Below are 14446 nucleotides of genomic sequence, written 5' to 3' on the forward strand. Positions count from 1 at the left end.
CCCTTACTCGGCATAGCGATACATCTGGTAGGTCTTGCAGACGACGAGCAGGGCGCAGCCGTGCAGCGTCATGTGGTTTTCGCTGTTCTGGGTCAGCGTGCCGGACAGGTTGTAGCCAAAGAGCTTTATGTCGCCCTTCCAGCGGTTGGGGCCCGACTGGTTCATGTGATCGGCCATGGGGCGGTTGAGATAGGGCTTGTACTGCTCGTTATAGTCCACATCGCTGAGCCAGGTGAGGAGGCCGCAAAGCTGGGTGCCGTCTCCGCACATTTCGAGCTGGAAGCGGGTGTCCTTACCCTCTAGTTCCCAGGTGCCGACTGGAGAGGCGAGGGCGGGGGTGGCGATCAGGGCGGTGAGGGCAAAGGCGAGGCTGCGGGCGAAGCGCATGGGCTGAAACTCTCTACTCGGTCGACCAAGCATGGCTCTGCGAGCCTGAATGCTGGCTGAACGGCTTTCATGTGCACGTCATGTAAGGTGCCTAGGGTGCTGATGCTCCGGGGCAGCCCATGCATGCCGGATGCGCCGTTCGCACCAGCCCCCCAGGCCAGCGGACGCATTTCCCGAGGCCGTTCTGCCTCAACGCGTAGGCCTTGGCCGCCCCTCGGGCGGCCCTTTTTTGTGGACCGTCCAGATTAGGTCTCGCTCCGATCGCCGCACTGCGCGAGAAAGGGCCGAAGCTTTCGGGGCGGACTATGGCCAAACTCTATTTTTCCTATGCCGCTATGAATGCCGGCAAGTCCACCTTGCTGCTGCAGGCTGCCTATAACTATCGCGAGCGTGGCATGCGGCCGCTGCTCTATACCTCGGCGCTCTATGTCGAGGATGGAATCGGTCTGATTTCGTCGCGGATTGGGATCAGCGAACCGGCGGAGCTCTATTCGGCGGGCGACGATCTTTATCAGTCGATCCGCGACCAGCACGAAGAGTCCAAGGTCGATTGCGTCTTCGTCGACGAGGCCCAGTTTCTGGAGCGCGAGCAGGTGTGGCAACTGGCGCGCGTATCCGACCGGTTGCGCATTCCGGTGATGTGCTTCGGGCTGCGCACCGATTTTCAGGGCAAGCTCTTTCCCGGTTCGATGGAACTGCTGGCCATTGCCGATGTGATGCGCGAAATTCGCACGATCTGTACCTGCGGCGCCAAGGCGACCATGGTGGTGCGGCAGAGCGTGGATGGGCGCGTGCTGACCGATGGCGATCAGGTGTCGATCGAAAAATCCGTCTATCTCTCGCTGTGCCGCAAGCATTGGGAAGAGGCGGTCGGCCGCTGGCCGGTGAAAGGACCAGAATGATGCAAACTGTCGTGAGCGAACCGCAGGGTCAACTGACCATCCGCACTCTGGCCATGCCGGCCGATACCAATGCGGCGGGCGATATTTTTGGCGGCTGGGTGATGAGCCAGATGGACATTGCCGGTGCCATCGCTGCTGTCGAGCGGGTCAAGGGCAGGGTGGTGACGGTGGCTGTGGAAGCCATGACGTTCATCGCGCCGGTAAAAGTGGGCGATGTGCTCTGCGTCTATACAACCATCGAGCGGATCGGGCGGACCTCGATCACCGTGGGTCTCGAGGCCTGGGTACGGCGGCATGAACTGGACGACCGCAAGAAGGTTACCGAGGGGCGCTTCGTTTATGTTTCTCTTGACGATAACGGCCAAAAGCGGGTGATCCCGCAGGGCTGAGCCAATACATTCAGACTGCGTTCAGGCTGGACGAGCGAAAAGGCGTGTGAAGCGCTTTGGTGCTGGGGCAGGGCTATGAAGTTTCACGTCATTACCGGTCGCCGTCTCCTAAGCTTTTGAATCCGTTCGGGGCCGGAACTCTTTGAAGGCCGGACCCGTTTCTGCATCGCAATGAAATTCCGCGCCGGGTTTTAAGCGTCACCCCCGGACGTGGTGGAAGAGGGAATAGTCATGAACCGCCATACCCGCAAAACCCTGCTCAATGTCGCGACCGCAGTTGCCGTTGCCACAACCGCAGTCGTCGTGTTCCTGCCGGCAGCGCAGGCCGCACCGGGGACCGTCACGAGCAACGTCAATGTGCGCTCGGGTCCGGGGACCAATTATGCCGTGGTCGACACCGTGCGCCGTGGGCAGCAGGTGGACGTGCAGCAGTGCCAGGGTTCCTGGTGCTATATCGCCAAGCCCGGTCCGGATGGCTGGGTCTCGGCTACCTATCTTGCCGCGAGCGGTGGCCGGCCGGTCAATCCGACCCAGCCAGGACTGTCCTTCGGCTTCAATCTCGGTCCGAATGGTCCGAACGTGAATATCGGTATCGGTAACCCGCAGCAGCCGCCGCGTCCGCCGCGCCCCCCGGTTATCCAGCCTGTGCCGGAGCCGGTTTATGACGAAGTCTGTTTCTACGACCGCAGCAATTTCCGTGGCCAGAGCTTCTGTCTTGCCGCCGGCGACAGCGTGCGCGACCTGCGCGACTGGACCGACCGGATTTCCTCGATCGACAATCAGGGCGGTTATTCAGTGCAGGTCTGCTCCGAGCCGAATTATCGCAGCTGCCGCACCTACACGACCAGCGCCAGCTCGCTCAATGATTTTGACGACTATATCGCTTCGGTTCGCATTCGCTAATTAGTCAAGGCGGCGCTGTACAAAAGTACGGCGCCGCTTTTTCTTGCCCTTGGCCGTGACAAGGGGGCGAGATAAAGTCCCGCTGATTTTCATCTGGGGATTCTCTTTCCATGAAGCGCTTGAAGAGCTTGGCTCTCGCCATCGGTATCGGGCTTTCCCTGTTTTCTCCGGTTGTCGCTCATTCCGACGTCGGCTCACATGGCTGGGCGCAGGTTGACCTGACGCTGCGCAAGGGGCCGGGGGCCGCGCATGATGTGGTCGGTACCATTGCTGAAGATAGCGCCATCCGTATTCTCCGCTGCCAGGTGACCTGGTGCCTCGTCGATGGCGATGGCGGGCGTGGTTGGACGAGTCTTGAAGCGTTGAGCTTTGGGGCAGGGCCAGAGGGGCCGCTGTTCCTCGTGCGGCCGGATTATCCGCAAGGCGGACCGGGGCAGGTGTGCTTCTATGAGGGGCGCAATTTTACAGGTGCTTCGCTCTGTGCGGGCCCGGGGCAGGTCTTCAACGACCTCAAGCTCTATGGGCACGACAACCGGTTTTCGTCGGTCCAGATCACCGGGAACGTGTCGGCTGCGGCGTGTCGCGATCGCGGCTTCCAGTCCTATTGCGAGCGCATCATCGAAAGCCAGCCGGTGTTGAACCGGTATCTGTCGCGCAACCTGTCCTCGATCCGCGTCTACTGATCGGGCGTAAAACCCTGATTGCATGATCCCCGCGAAAGCGGGGATCTTTGTTTGCGAAGGCAGGGGCGCAGGGACTAGCTGGCGATATATTCGCGCAGCACTTCGGCTTCGTGCTCGACTTCCTCGATCTTGAGTTTGACCACGTCGCCGATGGAAATGATGCCGGTGAGGCGGTCGCCGTCGACCACAGGCATGTGGCGGATGCGGCGGTGGGTCATGCGCTCCATGACGTCGGAAATGGCGGTTGTGCGGTCGCAGGTGACGACGGTCCGCGTCATGACGGAGCCGATGGATTTGGCCAGGGCCGCGGACGGGTTGTTGCCCAATTGCCGGACGATGTCGCGCTCGGACAGGATGCCGATGACGCTTTCGCCCATGCCGACAATGACGATGGCGCCGATATTGTGGCTGTTGAGCATGGCAACGGCATCGCTCAGCGTGTCGCTGTCGCGCAGGGTGTAAACGGCCGTGCCCTTGAGTTGCAGGATGGTGTCGACAATCATGGTCAGGTCCTCCTTGCGTTGGACCAATCGACGGTCAGCCGAACGAGCTGAGAGTCGATCGGTAAAAGGAGTGTGGACCCGAAGCGGTTCAGCGGCAAGGCTGAAAAAGACCAGCTCAAGGCCTTGCCGGACGTGCCATCGCGCCTTTGAAACTTTTTCGCGCAAAAGACGTAGATATTTGCATGGGATCGGCGTCTCCTGGCGTTCAGCGATGACATTGGTGGCAGGTGCGAACCCGGGCGGAGGCCATGATCATGGTTCGATTTTTTGTAACGCTGGCGTTGTTGCTGGGTAGTGGCGGCATAGCGGTGTCGCAGGAGGCGACGCCCTGGCAGGCGACGGTCACCGGGCAAATCGAGGCGCTGCATAGTGGCGACGCCGAAGCGGCGCTCGGTCTCGCCAGTGGGACATTTCGGGAGGCTTATACCGATCCCGAGCGGTTCCTTGCCGATGTGAAGCGGTCCGGTTACGGGCCTATCGTTGAAGCGCGCTCGCATAGTTTTGGCACTTACGAAAAGACCGAGAGTGGCGTGGTACTGCAGGTGGTCAAGCTGGTAGGGCCGGACCTGGATCTTTATGAGGCCGTGTATCAGTTGATGGACGAGCCGGGCCAAGGGTGGCGGGTGCTCGGCGTCGTGCTGCGCAAAGTGCCTGGACGCGGGGCATAGATAGAAAAAGGGCCGGCGCTAGGCCGGCCAAAGGACTTTGGAGAAGAGTAGACGGCATGGAGGGCTTCATGCCGCGGTATTGATCAGCGCGTTTTTGTCACTGACCAATCGGTGCGACGCTGGCGGGCCGGCGTCGAAGCAGGAATGCGGTTGCGCCAGACGAAGCGTCCGACTTCAAACAGCATGGTCGTGATCAGAATTGTGAGCGGGACCATGAAGATGGCCACCTGGGCATCTGGCTGCGTAGCCAGATCGGCGGCGAGGGAAGGCGTAACACCCGCGAGGAATGCTCCGGCAAGGGCCAGTGCAGAGGCGAAGCCAGCGGCCACGGCCATCTTTACTTTCAGGCCTTTCCGCCCGCGAGACAAGAATAGAGGCATGGGATAGGCGTCTCATCGTTATGGATGAGGGAGAGAACCATGCAAATGGGGTCTGACTGTGACGCGATACAGAAATGTGACGGATTATCTGCCTCAGCAATGATCCGAAGCGAGCGCGGTTGGGGCAAGGGCAGGGCGGCGCAGCCGGGCCGGAACATGGGCGAAAAGCGTCGCAAATAGGTTGCGGATGGGGTGGCCGCCGCCGTGCGTCGACCGGCGGTCCCTGGCGTTTTCGATGTCTGGATCGAGCCAGGTCTGGCGATAGAGGTCCTTATAGAGATAGCTGGCGGGAATCATGGCTTAGTCCCTTTCGTGCCAAATTGTTGAATCGGTTCAATTTTCGGATAGACTGCTTCTTGAACCGGTTCAAATGTGCGCCTTTCGCGTGTCGTGGTCAAGCGAAAATTGAACCGATACAAAAACTGTGATAGCGAGGAGGGCGGAGAATGTTCATGACTCAAGACAATCCGGTTCGCCTTCGGGACGTGGCGCGCGCGGCGGGCGTGTCGCAGGGCACGGCGTCGAACGTATTCAACCGGCCCGACATCGTGCGGCCGGAAGTGCGTGAGCGCGTGGAAGCGGCGGCCAGGGAACTGGGCTATGCCGGGCCGAGCCTGACGGGGCGGCTGTTGCGGGCGGGGAAGGTCAACGCCATTGGCGTCGCGACGGCGGAACCGCTGACGTATTTTTTCGAAGATCAATGGGCGCGGGCGATGATGGCCGCGATCTCGGCTGAGTGCGACAAGCATGGGGCGGGGCTGTCGATCGTGTCGACGGTGAACCGCGAGCGGCCGGCCTGGAATATCCAGAGTGCATTGGTCGACGGGTTGATCCTGCTCTGCGCGGAGGAGGGGCCGGCGCTGATCGGGCAGACCGAGAAGCGTGAGCTGCCGTTTGTGGCGCTGGGGCTGGAGGAGGGGGTAGCGGATACGCCGGGCGTCGGGATCGACAATCGTGGCGGCGCCAAAGCGGCGGCGCTGCATCTGGTCGGGCTTGGTCATAAAAAGATTGCCATTTTGGGGATTGGCGAAATCTGGAACGGCAGGTTTGCGACGCCCGATGAAGTGATGGCGACACCCTATCTGACTGTGCGGGACCGCGCCGAGGGGTATTGGGCGGGCCTGGCCAGCGCGGGCATTGGGCCCGAGGATGTGCCCTATGCCGATACGGATGGTGAGCGGCAAACCGTTTGGGCGGCCATGGAGCGGCTCTATGCAGCGGCAGAGACACCCACGGCGATCCTGGCCATGTCGGACCGCGTGGCGCTCTTTGCCATAGACTGGCTACAGTCCAATGGACGGCGCGTGCCGGAAGATGTGTCTGTGATCGGTTTTGATGGCGTGCCCGAGGGCGGTGAGACCACGCCTGGGCTGACGACTGTGCAGCAGCCCTATCAGGAAATTGCGGCGCGGGCAGTGACATCCATTCTCTCCGGCGAGGAGATCAAGGGTTGGCCCGTGTTGCCATTGCCGCTGGTGGTGCGGGGGAGCACGGGACCGGCGCCCCAAGAGCGAGTTATGACTTTTCGATAACGGCGGATTCGACTACACCAGCCTCGGTTTAAATGGAGGCGGGCATGGCTTTTCTTTCCGATGCGCTCGGACGCGTAGCACCATCTGCGACGGTGGCGATCAGCCAGAAAGCGCGGGTGATGGCGCAGGAGGGCAAGGACATCATCGCCCTTTCCGCCGGCGAGCCGGATTTCGATACCCCGCTCCATGTTCGTGATGCCGCCAAGAAGGCGATGGACGAAGGCAAGACGCGCTATACCAATGTCGATGGCATTCCCGAGCTGAAGGAAGCGGTGGCGCGGAAGTTCAAGCGCGATAATGGGCTCGATGTGACGGCGGCGGACTGCTTTGTGTCGTCTGGCGGCAAGCAGATCATTTTCAACGCATTGATGGCGACGCTCAATCCGGGCGACGAGGTTGTCATTCCGGTACCCTATTGGGTGAGCTATCCGGAAATCGTGCGGCTCTGTGGCGCTGATCCGGTTTTTGCCGTGGCCGATGCCTCGACGGCGTTCAAGCTGTCGCCGGAAGCATTGGAGGCGGCGATCACGCCCAAGACCAAGTGGCTGCTGCTCAATACGCCGTCCAATCCGACCGGTGCGGCCTATACGGCTGAGGAATTGCGCGGGTTGGCCGATGTGCTGCTGCGCCATGAGCATGTGCACATTCTCACCGACGATATCTATGAAGTGCTGGTCTATGACGGCGGCACATTTGCGACGATTGCGCAGGTGGAACCGAAGCTGCAGCCGCGGACGCTGACGATGAATGGCGTTTCGAAGTCGCATGCCATGACCGGTTGGCGCATTGGCTATTGCACGGGGCCACGGCCGCTGCTGGCGGCGATGACCAAGCTGCAGGGGCAATCGACCTCCAACCCGACCTCGATCTCCCAGTGGGCCGCTGTGGCGGCGCTCGATGGGCCGCAGGAATTTTTGGGCGAGTGGCGCAAGGTGTTTCAGGAGCGCCGTGATCTGGTTGTGAAGGGGCTCAATGCCAATACCGGGCTCGATTGCCTGACGCCGGAGGGGGCGTTTTATGTGTTCCCCTCGTGCAAGCGGCTGCTGGGCAAGACCAGCGCTGGCGGCAAGGTGCTGAATACGGACGAGGATTTCGTCATGGCGCTGCTGGAGGAGACCGGTGTGGCGCTGGTGCATGGCACGGCGTTTGGCCTGCCGGGGCATTTCAGGCTGAGCTATGCAGCGAGCAATGCGGAACTGGAAGAAGCGGTGAAGCGGATCCAGCAGTTTTGTGCGGGGATCAGCTGAGGGATTCTTTCAGCCTCTAAGTGCGTCGTCACCACCGGGCTTGTCCCGGTGGTCCATGCGGAGGCGAGATGGATTGCCGGGACAAGCCCGGCAATGACGACCATGGAGAGACTGGTTCTTCGCTGCTATCCCAAGAGGCTCGCAAAACTGAAGCTGGAGCCGGAATTGCTGGAGCTGCTGCCGGCGCTGAGCTGGTTGAACATTTCCAGGAGCTTGTTGGACGTCGAATAGTTGGCGACGGCGGCTTCGTAGAGCTGGTCGGACCAGCCGGCGGCCTGGCGTTCTTCGGCGCTGAGGGACGAGAAGGCCGAGATCACATTCTGGCTGAAGGCGGTGGGATCGCTCGACTGGGAGGCCGATTTAAGGCCGGCCATGAGCACCGAGCTCGACTTGGTGCGGAGCTGGGATTTGGCCGCGGCGACTTCCTGCGAGGTGAACTGGCCTTCCTTGTCGAGCACGATGGCTGACAGGGAGCGGCTGGAGAGGCCAGACAGGTCGACATAGCTCGGACTGGTCGGCTTGAAGCTCGGGATGCGGCCCGTGGCGTGAATTTCCTCGTAGCGCTTGTCGAGGGCGGCTCGGGCATTGGTGGCAAGGGTCGCCATGGACTGATCGAGCGTGCCGCGGGTTTCCACCAGCTTGATATAGGTGGCGACGGGATCGTCCTCGCCGGCGGAGGGCAGCTTCTTGGGATCGGTCTGCAATTGCTTGAGACCTTCGGTGACCGCGTCGCGCGAAGCCTTCCAGTCGGTGCTGGCCTTTTCCTCGGGGCCAAGGGCGTCGAGGAAGGCGGCGGCGGCATTGTAAAGGCCGGTATAGTTGCCTGTGACCTGCGCGATCGAATGCGGGCCGGCGAGGGCGGCTTCGAAGCGGCGCTGCATTTCGAGCATGGCGGCCTCGCTCTCGTCGGCCGAGAAGCTCTTGTCGCTGGCAATGGCGTAGATTTCGCGCGAGTCGAGGCTCGACAGGTCGAGCGCCAGTTCGCCGTTTTGCAAGGGCGATTTGCGGCCGGCGTCTTCGAGCAGTTTAGTCAGCTTGCTGCGGGCGTCGGCGATGACGCCTGCGAACGACTTCTCGGCCAGGGCGGCCTTGGCTGCATCCGAAAGCGTGATGGACGTTGCCGCGGTTGAGGTGCTCGTCGTCGACGTCTTTGCGGACGTGGCGGAGCTGGCTGTCGTAGCGCTAGTCTGGCTCGACGTGGTGCTTGAATAGCCAGAGTAATAGGTGGCGGTTACGGCGACCATGGCGGTTCTCCTTGCTGCAAATAGTTAAGCAAGGGTTGTGCCGAGAATTTCTATAGGTTTTTCAATGGCGTGGCGGTGGTCAAATCGGTTGATCGGCAAGATTTGCCGGGCAGATTTGGTGCTAAGCCAATTGTGTAGGGAAAGAAAAGGCCCCACCCGAGGGGATGGGTGGGGCCAGGGGCCTACGGCAGAGCCGCTGACCTTGGAGGGGCGGGTACCACGTATGCCCGCCGTCGAAGGCACTATCGCGCGGCTGCCTCTGCCGCACAAACGCGCAATTGGAAGGTCAGCCATGCAGATTTGCAGAATGGGCAAAAAAAGAGGCTCCAACCGAAGTTGGAGCCTGATTGATAGGGCCGAAGCCAAATCTAAGTATGGCCCGACGCAAGGGAGGAGGATTTGCGTCAGTCCGGGTGGGCCCTGATCGAGGGAGGAGGATACGATCAAAACCCGGTGCCGAGCGTCGCGGGTCCCAGGGAGGAGGAAAGGGAGCGGCGTCGCATCGACAGGTGTGAATATAGATTTTGACCTTTTGGTCAGCAATGCATTTCGCCACATGCCAGCTATGCATTAGGCACAGCGACAATGTGTCCAAAAATTGAGCAGCTTGTATGGAAGAGGGCGAGCGGAAGGGTAGATTGGTGGCTGGCCCGTGCGAATACGGGTTTGTGGCGAGCTGGGGCGGCGCACCCCCACCCTTGATCCCTCCCCACAAGGGGGAGGAGACGCAGGAGTTGAAATGTCAGGGGGCAGGAGATCGCCATGGGGCGCCTCGTGATTACCGATGCGCTGTTTGGAACGGAGGTTCCCGCTTTCGCGGGAATGACGCCGGGGAGGGCGGTGGCGCGCGACGAGAGTCAGATACCGACCGGACTGCAAGCTGATTGCTATCTTCCGCCGTCAACCTCGGGCCTGACCCGAGGATGACGATCGGGGGAGGGGACGGCGTCGGTACGTGAAACGTGGTGCCGTCGTTCATCTTGGGAAAACTGGTGCGCGTTGAAGCGGCAGATGGCGCGCAGCCATTGGGCAAAAAAAGAGGCTCCAACCGAAGTTGGAGCCTGATGACTGGGCCGAAGCCAAATCGAAAGTGGGGCAGAGGCAAGGGAGGAGGATATGCCATCTGCCATGAGCCTTGGGTCAGGGAGGAGGAAGACCCGCAACTCGGTGTCGCGATACGGGGTCCGAGGGAGGAGGAGTTCGGAGCGCGTCTCAGCGACACGACCTATATGAACTCTACCAAGTTAGTCGGCAATCCCGGTACTGACATGTCAGCCATGCATTTTTGCAAGGGTGATGAAAAAATCACAAACGGCCGTGGCCGGGGAAGGTTCGGCGGGCAGGGTCTTCCAGAGGCTTTTGGACAAGAAAAAGGCTTCGCCCGAGGGGAGAGCGAAGCCTTAGAGGGTCGGGCCGAAGCCCGTAGGAGGGAACGCAGCGCGATGCAAGGGAGGAGGAGAAACATTCGCGCTGTGATGTGCTCGATATATGGGCGCGCTGCTTATTCGCCAACCAGGTATCTGACATGTCAGATATGCGGTTCGCGCATGTCATGTGAAAATATATAATGATTTCAATGCCAAGCGAAGAAGGTGCGGCCGGCTGACGCAGCCCATTTTATGGGCTATGGGCCGAAGGCAGATGCCAAAGAACTGCGCATGGTCATTCCGGTGGCGAAGATGACATCGTCGATTTGCCAAAGATTCTGGTCCTCGACGCTGGGCATCAGCACCAGTTGATCGGTGTAATTGGCATCCGGGGATTCGGAAAAGCTGTAGTTGATGTCCGCGAAGACCCGGTCGGCGGTCCTATAGGTCGTACCGATGGCGCAGCCATCGGCAAAATCGGGCCAACTGCGCCAGGGCAGGCCATCGCCGAGCGGTGGTTTTTCATCGGGCGCCTTGGCCTGGATCTGGGTATTCTTTGCTTCGGCCTCGGCGATGGCGAGGGTCAGGAAGGGTGTGAGGTCGTTTTCGACAAGTCCCATGTCGTCCGACAGGCTGGCCTTGCAGAAGAGTTCCCCGAGCTGTTCGGGGCTCGGCTGGCCGGCGGCGAGGGCCGGTATTGCTGCTAGGCAGAGAAAAAGGGTGAGCGGCAGTGTCCGCATGGCTGTCCTCCTGGCTATGGCAGGAAGCTACACCGTGGCTTCGAATCTCGCGATGGCCGATTCGAGCTCGCCGAGATGGGAGATTCGCGCATAGCGCGGGTGGTTTTCCGGCTCATCGGCGCGCTCATAGGACCAGGTGAGGTCGTGAGGGACGTAGACAGCATAGGCGCCGGCTTCGAGCGGCGGGAGAATGTCCGAGCGGAGGGAGTTGCCGGCCATGAGGGTGTGTTCGGCGCCTTCGGTGTGGCGGGCAAAGATGCGGCTGTAGGTTTGCGCGTTTTTGTCGCCGACGATTTCGATGGCGGCAAAGTAGTCGGCAAGGCCGGAGGCGGCGAGTTTGCGTTCCTGATCGAACATGTCGCCCTTGGTGACCAGTATCAGGCGGTAGCGATTTTGCAGGGATTCGAGGGCCTGATCGACATAGGGCAGGGTCTCGATGGGGTAGGTGAGGAGTTCGCGGCCGGCAGCGAGCAGTTCGGCGATGACGGTGCCGGGGACGCGGTGATCGGTAACTTCCAAGGCGGTTTCGACCATGGATAGGGCAAAACCCTTCATGCCGAAGCCGTAGAATTGCAGGTTTTTCGTCACCGAGGCGATCAGGCGGTCGGTGAGATCGGGCGCATCGGTGTAGTCCTTGAGGAGCTCAGTGAAGCGCTGCTCGGTCAGGCGGAAGAACTGCTCGTTTTGCCAGAGCGTGTCATCGGCATCGAGGGCGATGGTGGTGATGCGGGGCATTTGCTGACTCGCCGTTTGGGGCCAAACATCCACATGTTCGATGTCACCCCGGCGAAGGCCGGGGCCCATCTTGAGATCTCAGGCTGGGCCCCGGCCTTCGCCGGGGTGACAGCCGGTGGAGGGGGGCGACCTGGTGTGGTGCGTGGCTTAGAAGCTCCACTCGCGGGCCTTCGAAACCAAGAAATCGCGGAAGACGCCGACGCGCTTGGAGTTCTTGAGGGCCGGCGGATAGACGAAATAGGCTTCGTAGGCCGGGAGCTCGACTTCGGCGAGGACCTGGGTGAGGCCGTCTTCTTTTTCGGTCACATAAGCCGGGAGCATGGCGATGCCGATGCCGGCGCGGCAGGCCTGCATCATGCCATAGATGGCGTTGACCTTCAGGACGGCGCGGCGGGGGCTCGATTCCGAGCGGCCCATGCGTTCGAGGAAGTTGATGTCGCCGAGATAGGAGGGGACGGGTTCGCCGAAGCTGATGATGCGGTGATTGTCGAGGTCTTCCAGCGTCCTCGGCATGCCATGCTCATCGATGTAGTTGTTGCTGGCATAGAAGTGGTTGTGGACGGTGAAGAGCTTGCGCTGGATCATTTCCGACTGGTTCGGACGATGCAGGCGGATAGCCACGTCGGCTTCGCGCATGGCGAGGTCGAGTTCGGAGTCGTTGAGGCGGATTTCGAGCTGGATCAGTGGGTAGAGTTTCAGGAACTCGTCGAGCCGCGAGGATAGCCAGGTCGAGCCGATGCCGACGGTGGTTGTGACGATGAGCGGGCCAGTGGGTTCGTCCTGGCTCTCGGACATCTGCGTTTCGACCTGCTGCAACTCCCAATGCATGCGGTGCGCAGTACGGAAGAGCTGTTCGCCCACTTCGGTGAGGACCAGGCCGCGGGCGTGGCGGATGAAAAGTTTGAGGCCCAGGTCGTCTTCAAGCGCCGAAATCTGGCGGCTGACGGCGGATTGGCTCATGCCGAGCTTTTCAGCGGCATGGGTAAAACTGCCCGACTCTGCGGCGGTATGGAAAATCCGGAGCTTGTCCCAGTCGAGCATTTTTGACGCTTTCTCGTTAGTGGTCAGCCAGTCAGCCGAACGCTGCCCGACTTAGCGAAAAGTCGGGCAGGCATTATGACGATGTTCCACTTTTCACAGAACATAAAGTCGCAGCCTATTCTGCCGCTTCGGCAAGTTCGTGTTCGGCAAGATAGCGCTCGGCATCGAGCGCGGCCATGCAGCCCATGCCCGCCGCGGTGACGGCCTGGCGATAGACATCGTCGGTGACGTCGCCCGCGGCGAAGACGCCGGGAATATTGGTTTCGGTCGTGCCGGGCTTGACCTGCAAATAACCGCCGGCCTTCATGTCGAGCTTCCCCGAAAAGATCGAGGTGGCCGGCGCGTGGCCGATGGCGACAAAGACGCCGTCGATCTTCTGCTCATAGGTGCGGCCGGTCGAATTGTCTTTCAGGGTTACCGCGTTGACCGAGGGTGGCATGGCGGAGCCGCCGACTTCGACGACTTCGGTGTGCCAGCGCACTTCGACCTTGGGGTGTTTGAAGAGGCGCTGCTGCAGGATGCGTTCGGCGCGGAACTCCCCGCGGCGATGCACCACGATCACCTTCTCGGCGAAATTGGTGAGGAAGAGGGCTTCTTCGACGGCCGTGTTGCCGCCGCCGACCACCAGCACTTCCTTGCCGCGATAGAAGAAGCCATCGCAGGTGGCGCAGGCGGAAACGCCAAAGCCCTGGAACTTCTGCTCGGACGGCAGACCAAGCCATTTGGCCTGGGCGCCGGTGGCGATGATCAGCGAATCCGCCGTGTAGGTATCGCCGCTGTCGCCGGTGAGTACAAAGGGACGGCGGTCGAAATCGACATGGGTGATGATGTCGTTGACCATCTTGGTGCCGACATGTTCGGCCTGGGCCTTCATCTGGTCCATGAGCCAGGGGCCCTGGATCACATCGGCAAAGCCGGGATAGTTCTCGACATCGGTGGTGATGGTGAGCTGGCCACCGGGCTGAAGGCCTTGAATCATCACGGGTTCGAGCATGGCGCGTGCGGCATAGATGGCGGCCGTGTAGCCAGCCGGACCGGAACCAATGATGATGACTTTCGCGTGCATCGCGACGCCTCTTCGACAATAAGGAAAATTCCCTCGGACCCTAATTAAGGGCCGAAGCGGATCGGTTTCAAGGCACTCATGACAACGGGCCCCTGTCGGGGCCCGCGATTGTGCCGGAAAGACACAGGATATTGGGCCTATGCCCAAATTTTAGGCGTCAGATATACTTGATCTTGATGATCTCGTAGCTGCGCGCACCGCCGGGAGCAGCGACTTCGAACGAATCGCCCTCGGACTTGCCGATCATGGCGCGGGCAATCGGCGAGGAAATGGAGATGCGGCCAGCCGATGCGTCGGCTTCCGGATCGCCCACGACCTGATAGGTCTTCTCTTCTTCGGTGTCTTCATCGAGATAGGTCACGGTGGCGCCGAACTTGACCGAAGAGCCGGTGAGCTTGGAGACATCGATGATGTCGGCGAGCGCGAGAATGGTCTCGAGTTCCTTGATGCGGCCTTCGTTCAGGCTCTGCTGTTCCTTGGCGGCCGAATATTCAGCGTTTTCAGACAGATCACCATGGGCACGAGCTTCGGCAATGGCGTCGATGATGCGACGGCGTTCATTGGCGGTGCGGTGCTCGAATTCGGCAGTCAGGGTCTTGTGGCCCTGTACGGTCATCGGGATCTTGTCCATGTCGTCTTGCCTCCAATGGGCTTCAGGC

Annotated in this window: 17 protein-coding genes; 7 read left to right on the forward strand and 10 right to left on the reverse strand. The window is 60.9% G+C overall.

Going from position 1 to position 14446, the window contains the following annotated elements; translation table 11 throughout:
* Positions 1–3: 3 nt before the first annotated feature.
* Positions 4–387: a hypothetical protein gene (locus tag J7557_RS01505; RefSeq protein WP_291416645.1), complete on the reverse strand. Its 384-nt coding sequence runs from the start codon at positions 385–387 to the stop codon at positions 4–6.
* Positions 388–692: 305 nt separating this feature from the next.
* Here J7557_RS01505 and J7557_RS01510 point away from each other — a divergent pair, with 305 nt between their 5' ends.
* From J7557_RS01510 to J7557_RS01525, 4 genes are all read left to right on the forward strand, one after another.
* Positions 693–1289, forward strand: a complete 597-nt coding sequence (locus J7557_RS01510; protein WP_291416647.1) for a thymidine kinase — start codon at positions 693–695, stop codon at positions 1287–1289.
* The gene (locus J7557_RS01515) at positions 1286–1678 is read left to right on the forward strand and encodes an acyl-CoA thioesterase (RefSeq protein ID WP_291416650.1); all 393 of its coding nucleotides are present in this window, start codon (positions 1286–1288) and stop codon (positions 1676–1678) included. The genes J7557_RS01510 and J7557_RS01515 overlap by 4 nt, the downstream gene beginning before the upstream one ends.
* A gap of 231 nt (positions 1679–1909) precedes the next feature.
* Positions 1910–2581 carry an SH3 domain-containing protein gene (locus J7557_RS01520; protein ID WP_291416652.1) on the forward strand — a complete coding sequence of 224 codons (672 nt, stop codon included), beginning with the start codon at positions 1910–1912 and terminating at the stop codon, positions 2579–2581.
* 110 nt (positions 2582–2691) lie between these two features.
* Entirely contained in the window at positions 2692–3264 is a 573-nt protein-coding gene (locus J7557_RS01525; RefSeq protein ID WP_291416653.1) for an SH3 domain-containing protein, read from the forward strand.
* A gap of 74 nt (positions 3265–3338) precedes the next feature.
* On the opposite strand, the gene J7557_RS01530 is transcribed toward J7557_RS01525, so the two are convergent.
* Entirely contained in the window at positions 3339–3767 is a 429-nt protein-coding gene (locus J7557_RS01530) for a CBS domain-containing protein (RefSeq protein WP_291416655.1), read from the reverse strand.
* Between the two features lie 248 nt (positions 3768–4015).
* Between J7557_RS01530 and J7557_RS01535 the strand changes: the two genes are divergently transcribed.
* A complete protein-coding gene (locus J7557_RS01535) occupies positions 4016–4435 on the forward strand; it encodes a DUF4864 domain-containing protein (protein ID WP_291416657.1) in 420 nt (139 codons plus the stop codon).
* Between the two features lie 83 nt (positions 4436–4518).
* On the opposite strand, the gene J7557_RS01540 is transcribed toward J7557_RS01535, so the two are convergent.
* Together J7557_RS01540 and J7557_RS01545 are read right to left on the reverse strand one after the other, a co-directional pair.
* Entirely contained in the window at positions 4519–4770 is a 252-nt protein-coding gene (locus tag J7557_RS01540; protein ID WP_291416659.1) for a hypothetical protein, read from the reverse strand.
* 138 nt (positions 4771–4908) lie between these two features.
* On the reverse strand, positions 4909–5112 hold the full coding sequence (locus J7557_RS01545; RefSeq protein ID WP_291416661.1) for a hypothetical protein: 204 nt from the start codon (positions 5110–5112) through the stop codon (positions 4909–4911).
* Between the two features lie 149 nt (positions 5113–5261).
* Between J7557_RS01545 and J7557_RS01550 the strand changes: the two genes are divergently transcribed.
* Positions 5262–6347: a LacI family DNA-binding transcriptional regulator gene (locus J7557_RS01550; protein WP_367272870.1), complete on the forward strand. Its 1086-nt coding sequence runs from the start codon at positions 5262–5264 to the stop codon at positions 6345–6347.
* 44 nt (positions 6348–6391) lie between these two features.
* Positions 6392–7594: a pyridoxal phosphate-dependent aminotransferase gene (locus tag J7557_RS01555; protein ID WP_291416663.1), complete on the forward strand. Its 1203-nt coding sequence runs from the start codon at positions 6392–6394 to the stop codon at positions 7592–7594.
* A gap of 125 nt (positions 7595–7719) precedes the next feature.
* On the opposite strand, the gene J7557_RS01560 is transcribed toward J7557_RS01555, so the two are convergent.
* The 6 genes from J7557_RS01560 to greA form a co-directional block, all read right to left on the reverse strand.
* Positions 7720–8838 (reverse strand): hypothetical protein, encoded by a 1119-nt coding sequence (locus J7557_RS01560; protein WP_291416665.1) that lies wholly within the window; start codon positions 8836–8838, stop codon positions 7720–7722.
* 1624 nt (positions 8839–10462) lie between these two features.
* Positions 10463–10945 (reverse strand): hypothetical protein, encoded by a 483-nt coding sequence (locus J7557_RS01565; protein WP_291416667.1) that lies wholly within the window; start codon positions 10943–10945, stop codon positions 10463–10465.
* A 27-nt stretch (positions 10946–10972) separates the two neighbouring features.
* Positions 10973–11680: an HAD family hydrolase gene (locus J7557_RS01570; RefSeq protein WP_291416669.1), complete on the reverse strand. Its 708-nt coding sequence runs from the start codon at positions 11678–11680 to the stop codon at positions 10973–10975.
* Between the two features lie 147 nt (positions 11681–11827).
* Positions 11828–12721, reverse strand: coding sequence for a LysR family transcriptional regulator (locus tag J7557_RS01575; RefSeq protein WP_291416671.1), 894 nt, complete (start codon positions 12719–12721; stop codon positions 11828–11830).
* A 115-nt stretch (positions 12722–12836) separates the two neighbouring features.
* Positions 12837–13787 carry a thioredoxin-disulfide reductase gene (gene trxB, locus J7557_RS01580; protein ID WP_291416673.1) on the reverse strand — a complete coding sequence of 317 codons (951 nt, stop codon included), beginning with the start codon at positions 13785–13787 and terminating at the stop codon, positions 12837–12839.
* Between the two features lie 157 nt (positions 13788–13944).
* Positions 13945–14418 carry a transcription elongation factor GreA gene (greA, locus tag J7557_RS01585; RefSeq protein WP_291416675.1) on the reverse strand — a complete coding sequence of 158 codons (474 nt, stop codon included), beginning with the start codon at positions 14416–14418 and terminating at the stop codon, positions 13945–13947.
* Positions 14419–14446: the final 28 nt, after the last annotated feature.

Source organism: Devosia sp., assembly GCF_017744655.1.
In the GTDB taxonomy this organism is placed as follows: Bacteria; Pseudomonadota; Alphaproteobacteria; order Rhizobiales; family Devosiaceae; genus Devosia.

Bases quoted from the DNA above. Each gene is read 5' to 3' on its own strand.
- trxB (WP_291416673.1), bottom strand. From the start codon at position 13,787: ATGCACGCGAAAGTCATCATCATTGGTTCCGGTCCGGCTGGCTACACG.
- J7557_RS01515 (WP_291416650.1), top strand. From the start codon at position 1,286: ATGATGCAAACTGTCGTGAGCGAACCGCAGGGTCAACTGACCATCCGC.
- J7557_RS01535 (WP_291416657.1), top strand. From the start codon at position 4,016: ATGATCATGGTTCGATTTTTTGTAACGCTGGCGTTGTTGCTGGGTAGT.
- J7557_RS01510 (WP_291416647.1), top strand. From the start codon at position 693: ATGGCCAAACTCTATTTTTCCTATGCCGCTATGAATGCCGGCAAGTCC.
- J7557_RS01540 (WP_291416659.1), bottom strand. From the start codon at position 4,770: ATGGCCGTGGCCGCTGGCTTCGCCTCTGCACTGGCCCTTGCCGGAGCA.
- J7557_RS01565 (WP_291416667.1), bottom strand. From the start codon at position 10,945: ATGCGGACACTGCCGCTCACCCTTTTTCTCTGCCTAGCAGCAATACCG.
- J7557_RS01575 (WP_291416671.1), bottom strand. From the start codon at position 12,721: ATGCTCGACTGGGACAAGCTCCGGATTTTCCATACCGCCGCAGAGTCG.
- J7557_RS01545 (WP_291416661.1), bottom strand. From the start codon at position 5,112: ATGATTCCCGCCAGCTATCTCTATAAGGACCTCTATCGCCAGACCTGG.
- J7557_RS01530 (WP_291416655.1), bottom strand. From the start codon at position 3,767: ATGATTGTCGACACCATCCTGCAACTCAAGGGCACGGCCGTTTACACC.
- J7557_RS01550 (WP_367272870.1), top strand. From the start codon at position 5,262: ATGTTCATGACTCAAGACAATCCGGTTCGCCTTCGGGACGTGGCGCGC.
- J7557_RS01555 (WP_291416663.1), top strand. From the start codon at position 6,392: ATGGCTTTTCTTTCCGATGCGCTCGGACGCGTAGCACCATCTGCGACG.
- J7557_RS01560 (WP_291416665.1), bottom strand. From the start codon at position 8,838: ATGGTCGCCGTAACCGCCACCTATTACTCTGGCTATTCAAGCACCACG.
- J7557_RS01505 (WP_291416645.1), bottom strand. From the start codon at position 387: ATGCGCTTCGCCCGCAGCCTCGCCTTTGCCCTCACCGCCCTGATCGCC.
- J7557_RS01525 (WP_291416653.1), top strand. From the start codon at position 2,692: ATGAAGCGCTTGAAGAGCTTGGCTCTCGCCATCGGTATCGGGCTTTCC.
- greA (WP_291416675.1), bottom strand. From the start codon at position 14,418: ATGGACAAGATCCCGATGACCGTACAGGGCCACAAGACCCTGACTGCC.
- J7557_RS01520 (WP_291416652.1), top strand. From the start codon at position 1,910: ATGAACCGCCATACCCGCAAAACCCTGCTCAATGTCGCGACCGCAGTT.
- J7557_RS01570 (WP_291416669.1), bottom strand. From the start codon at position 11,680: ATGCCCCGCATCACCACCATCGCCCTCGATGCCGATGACACGCTCTGG.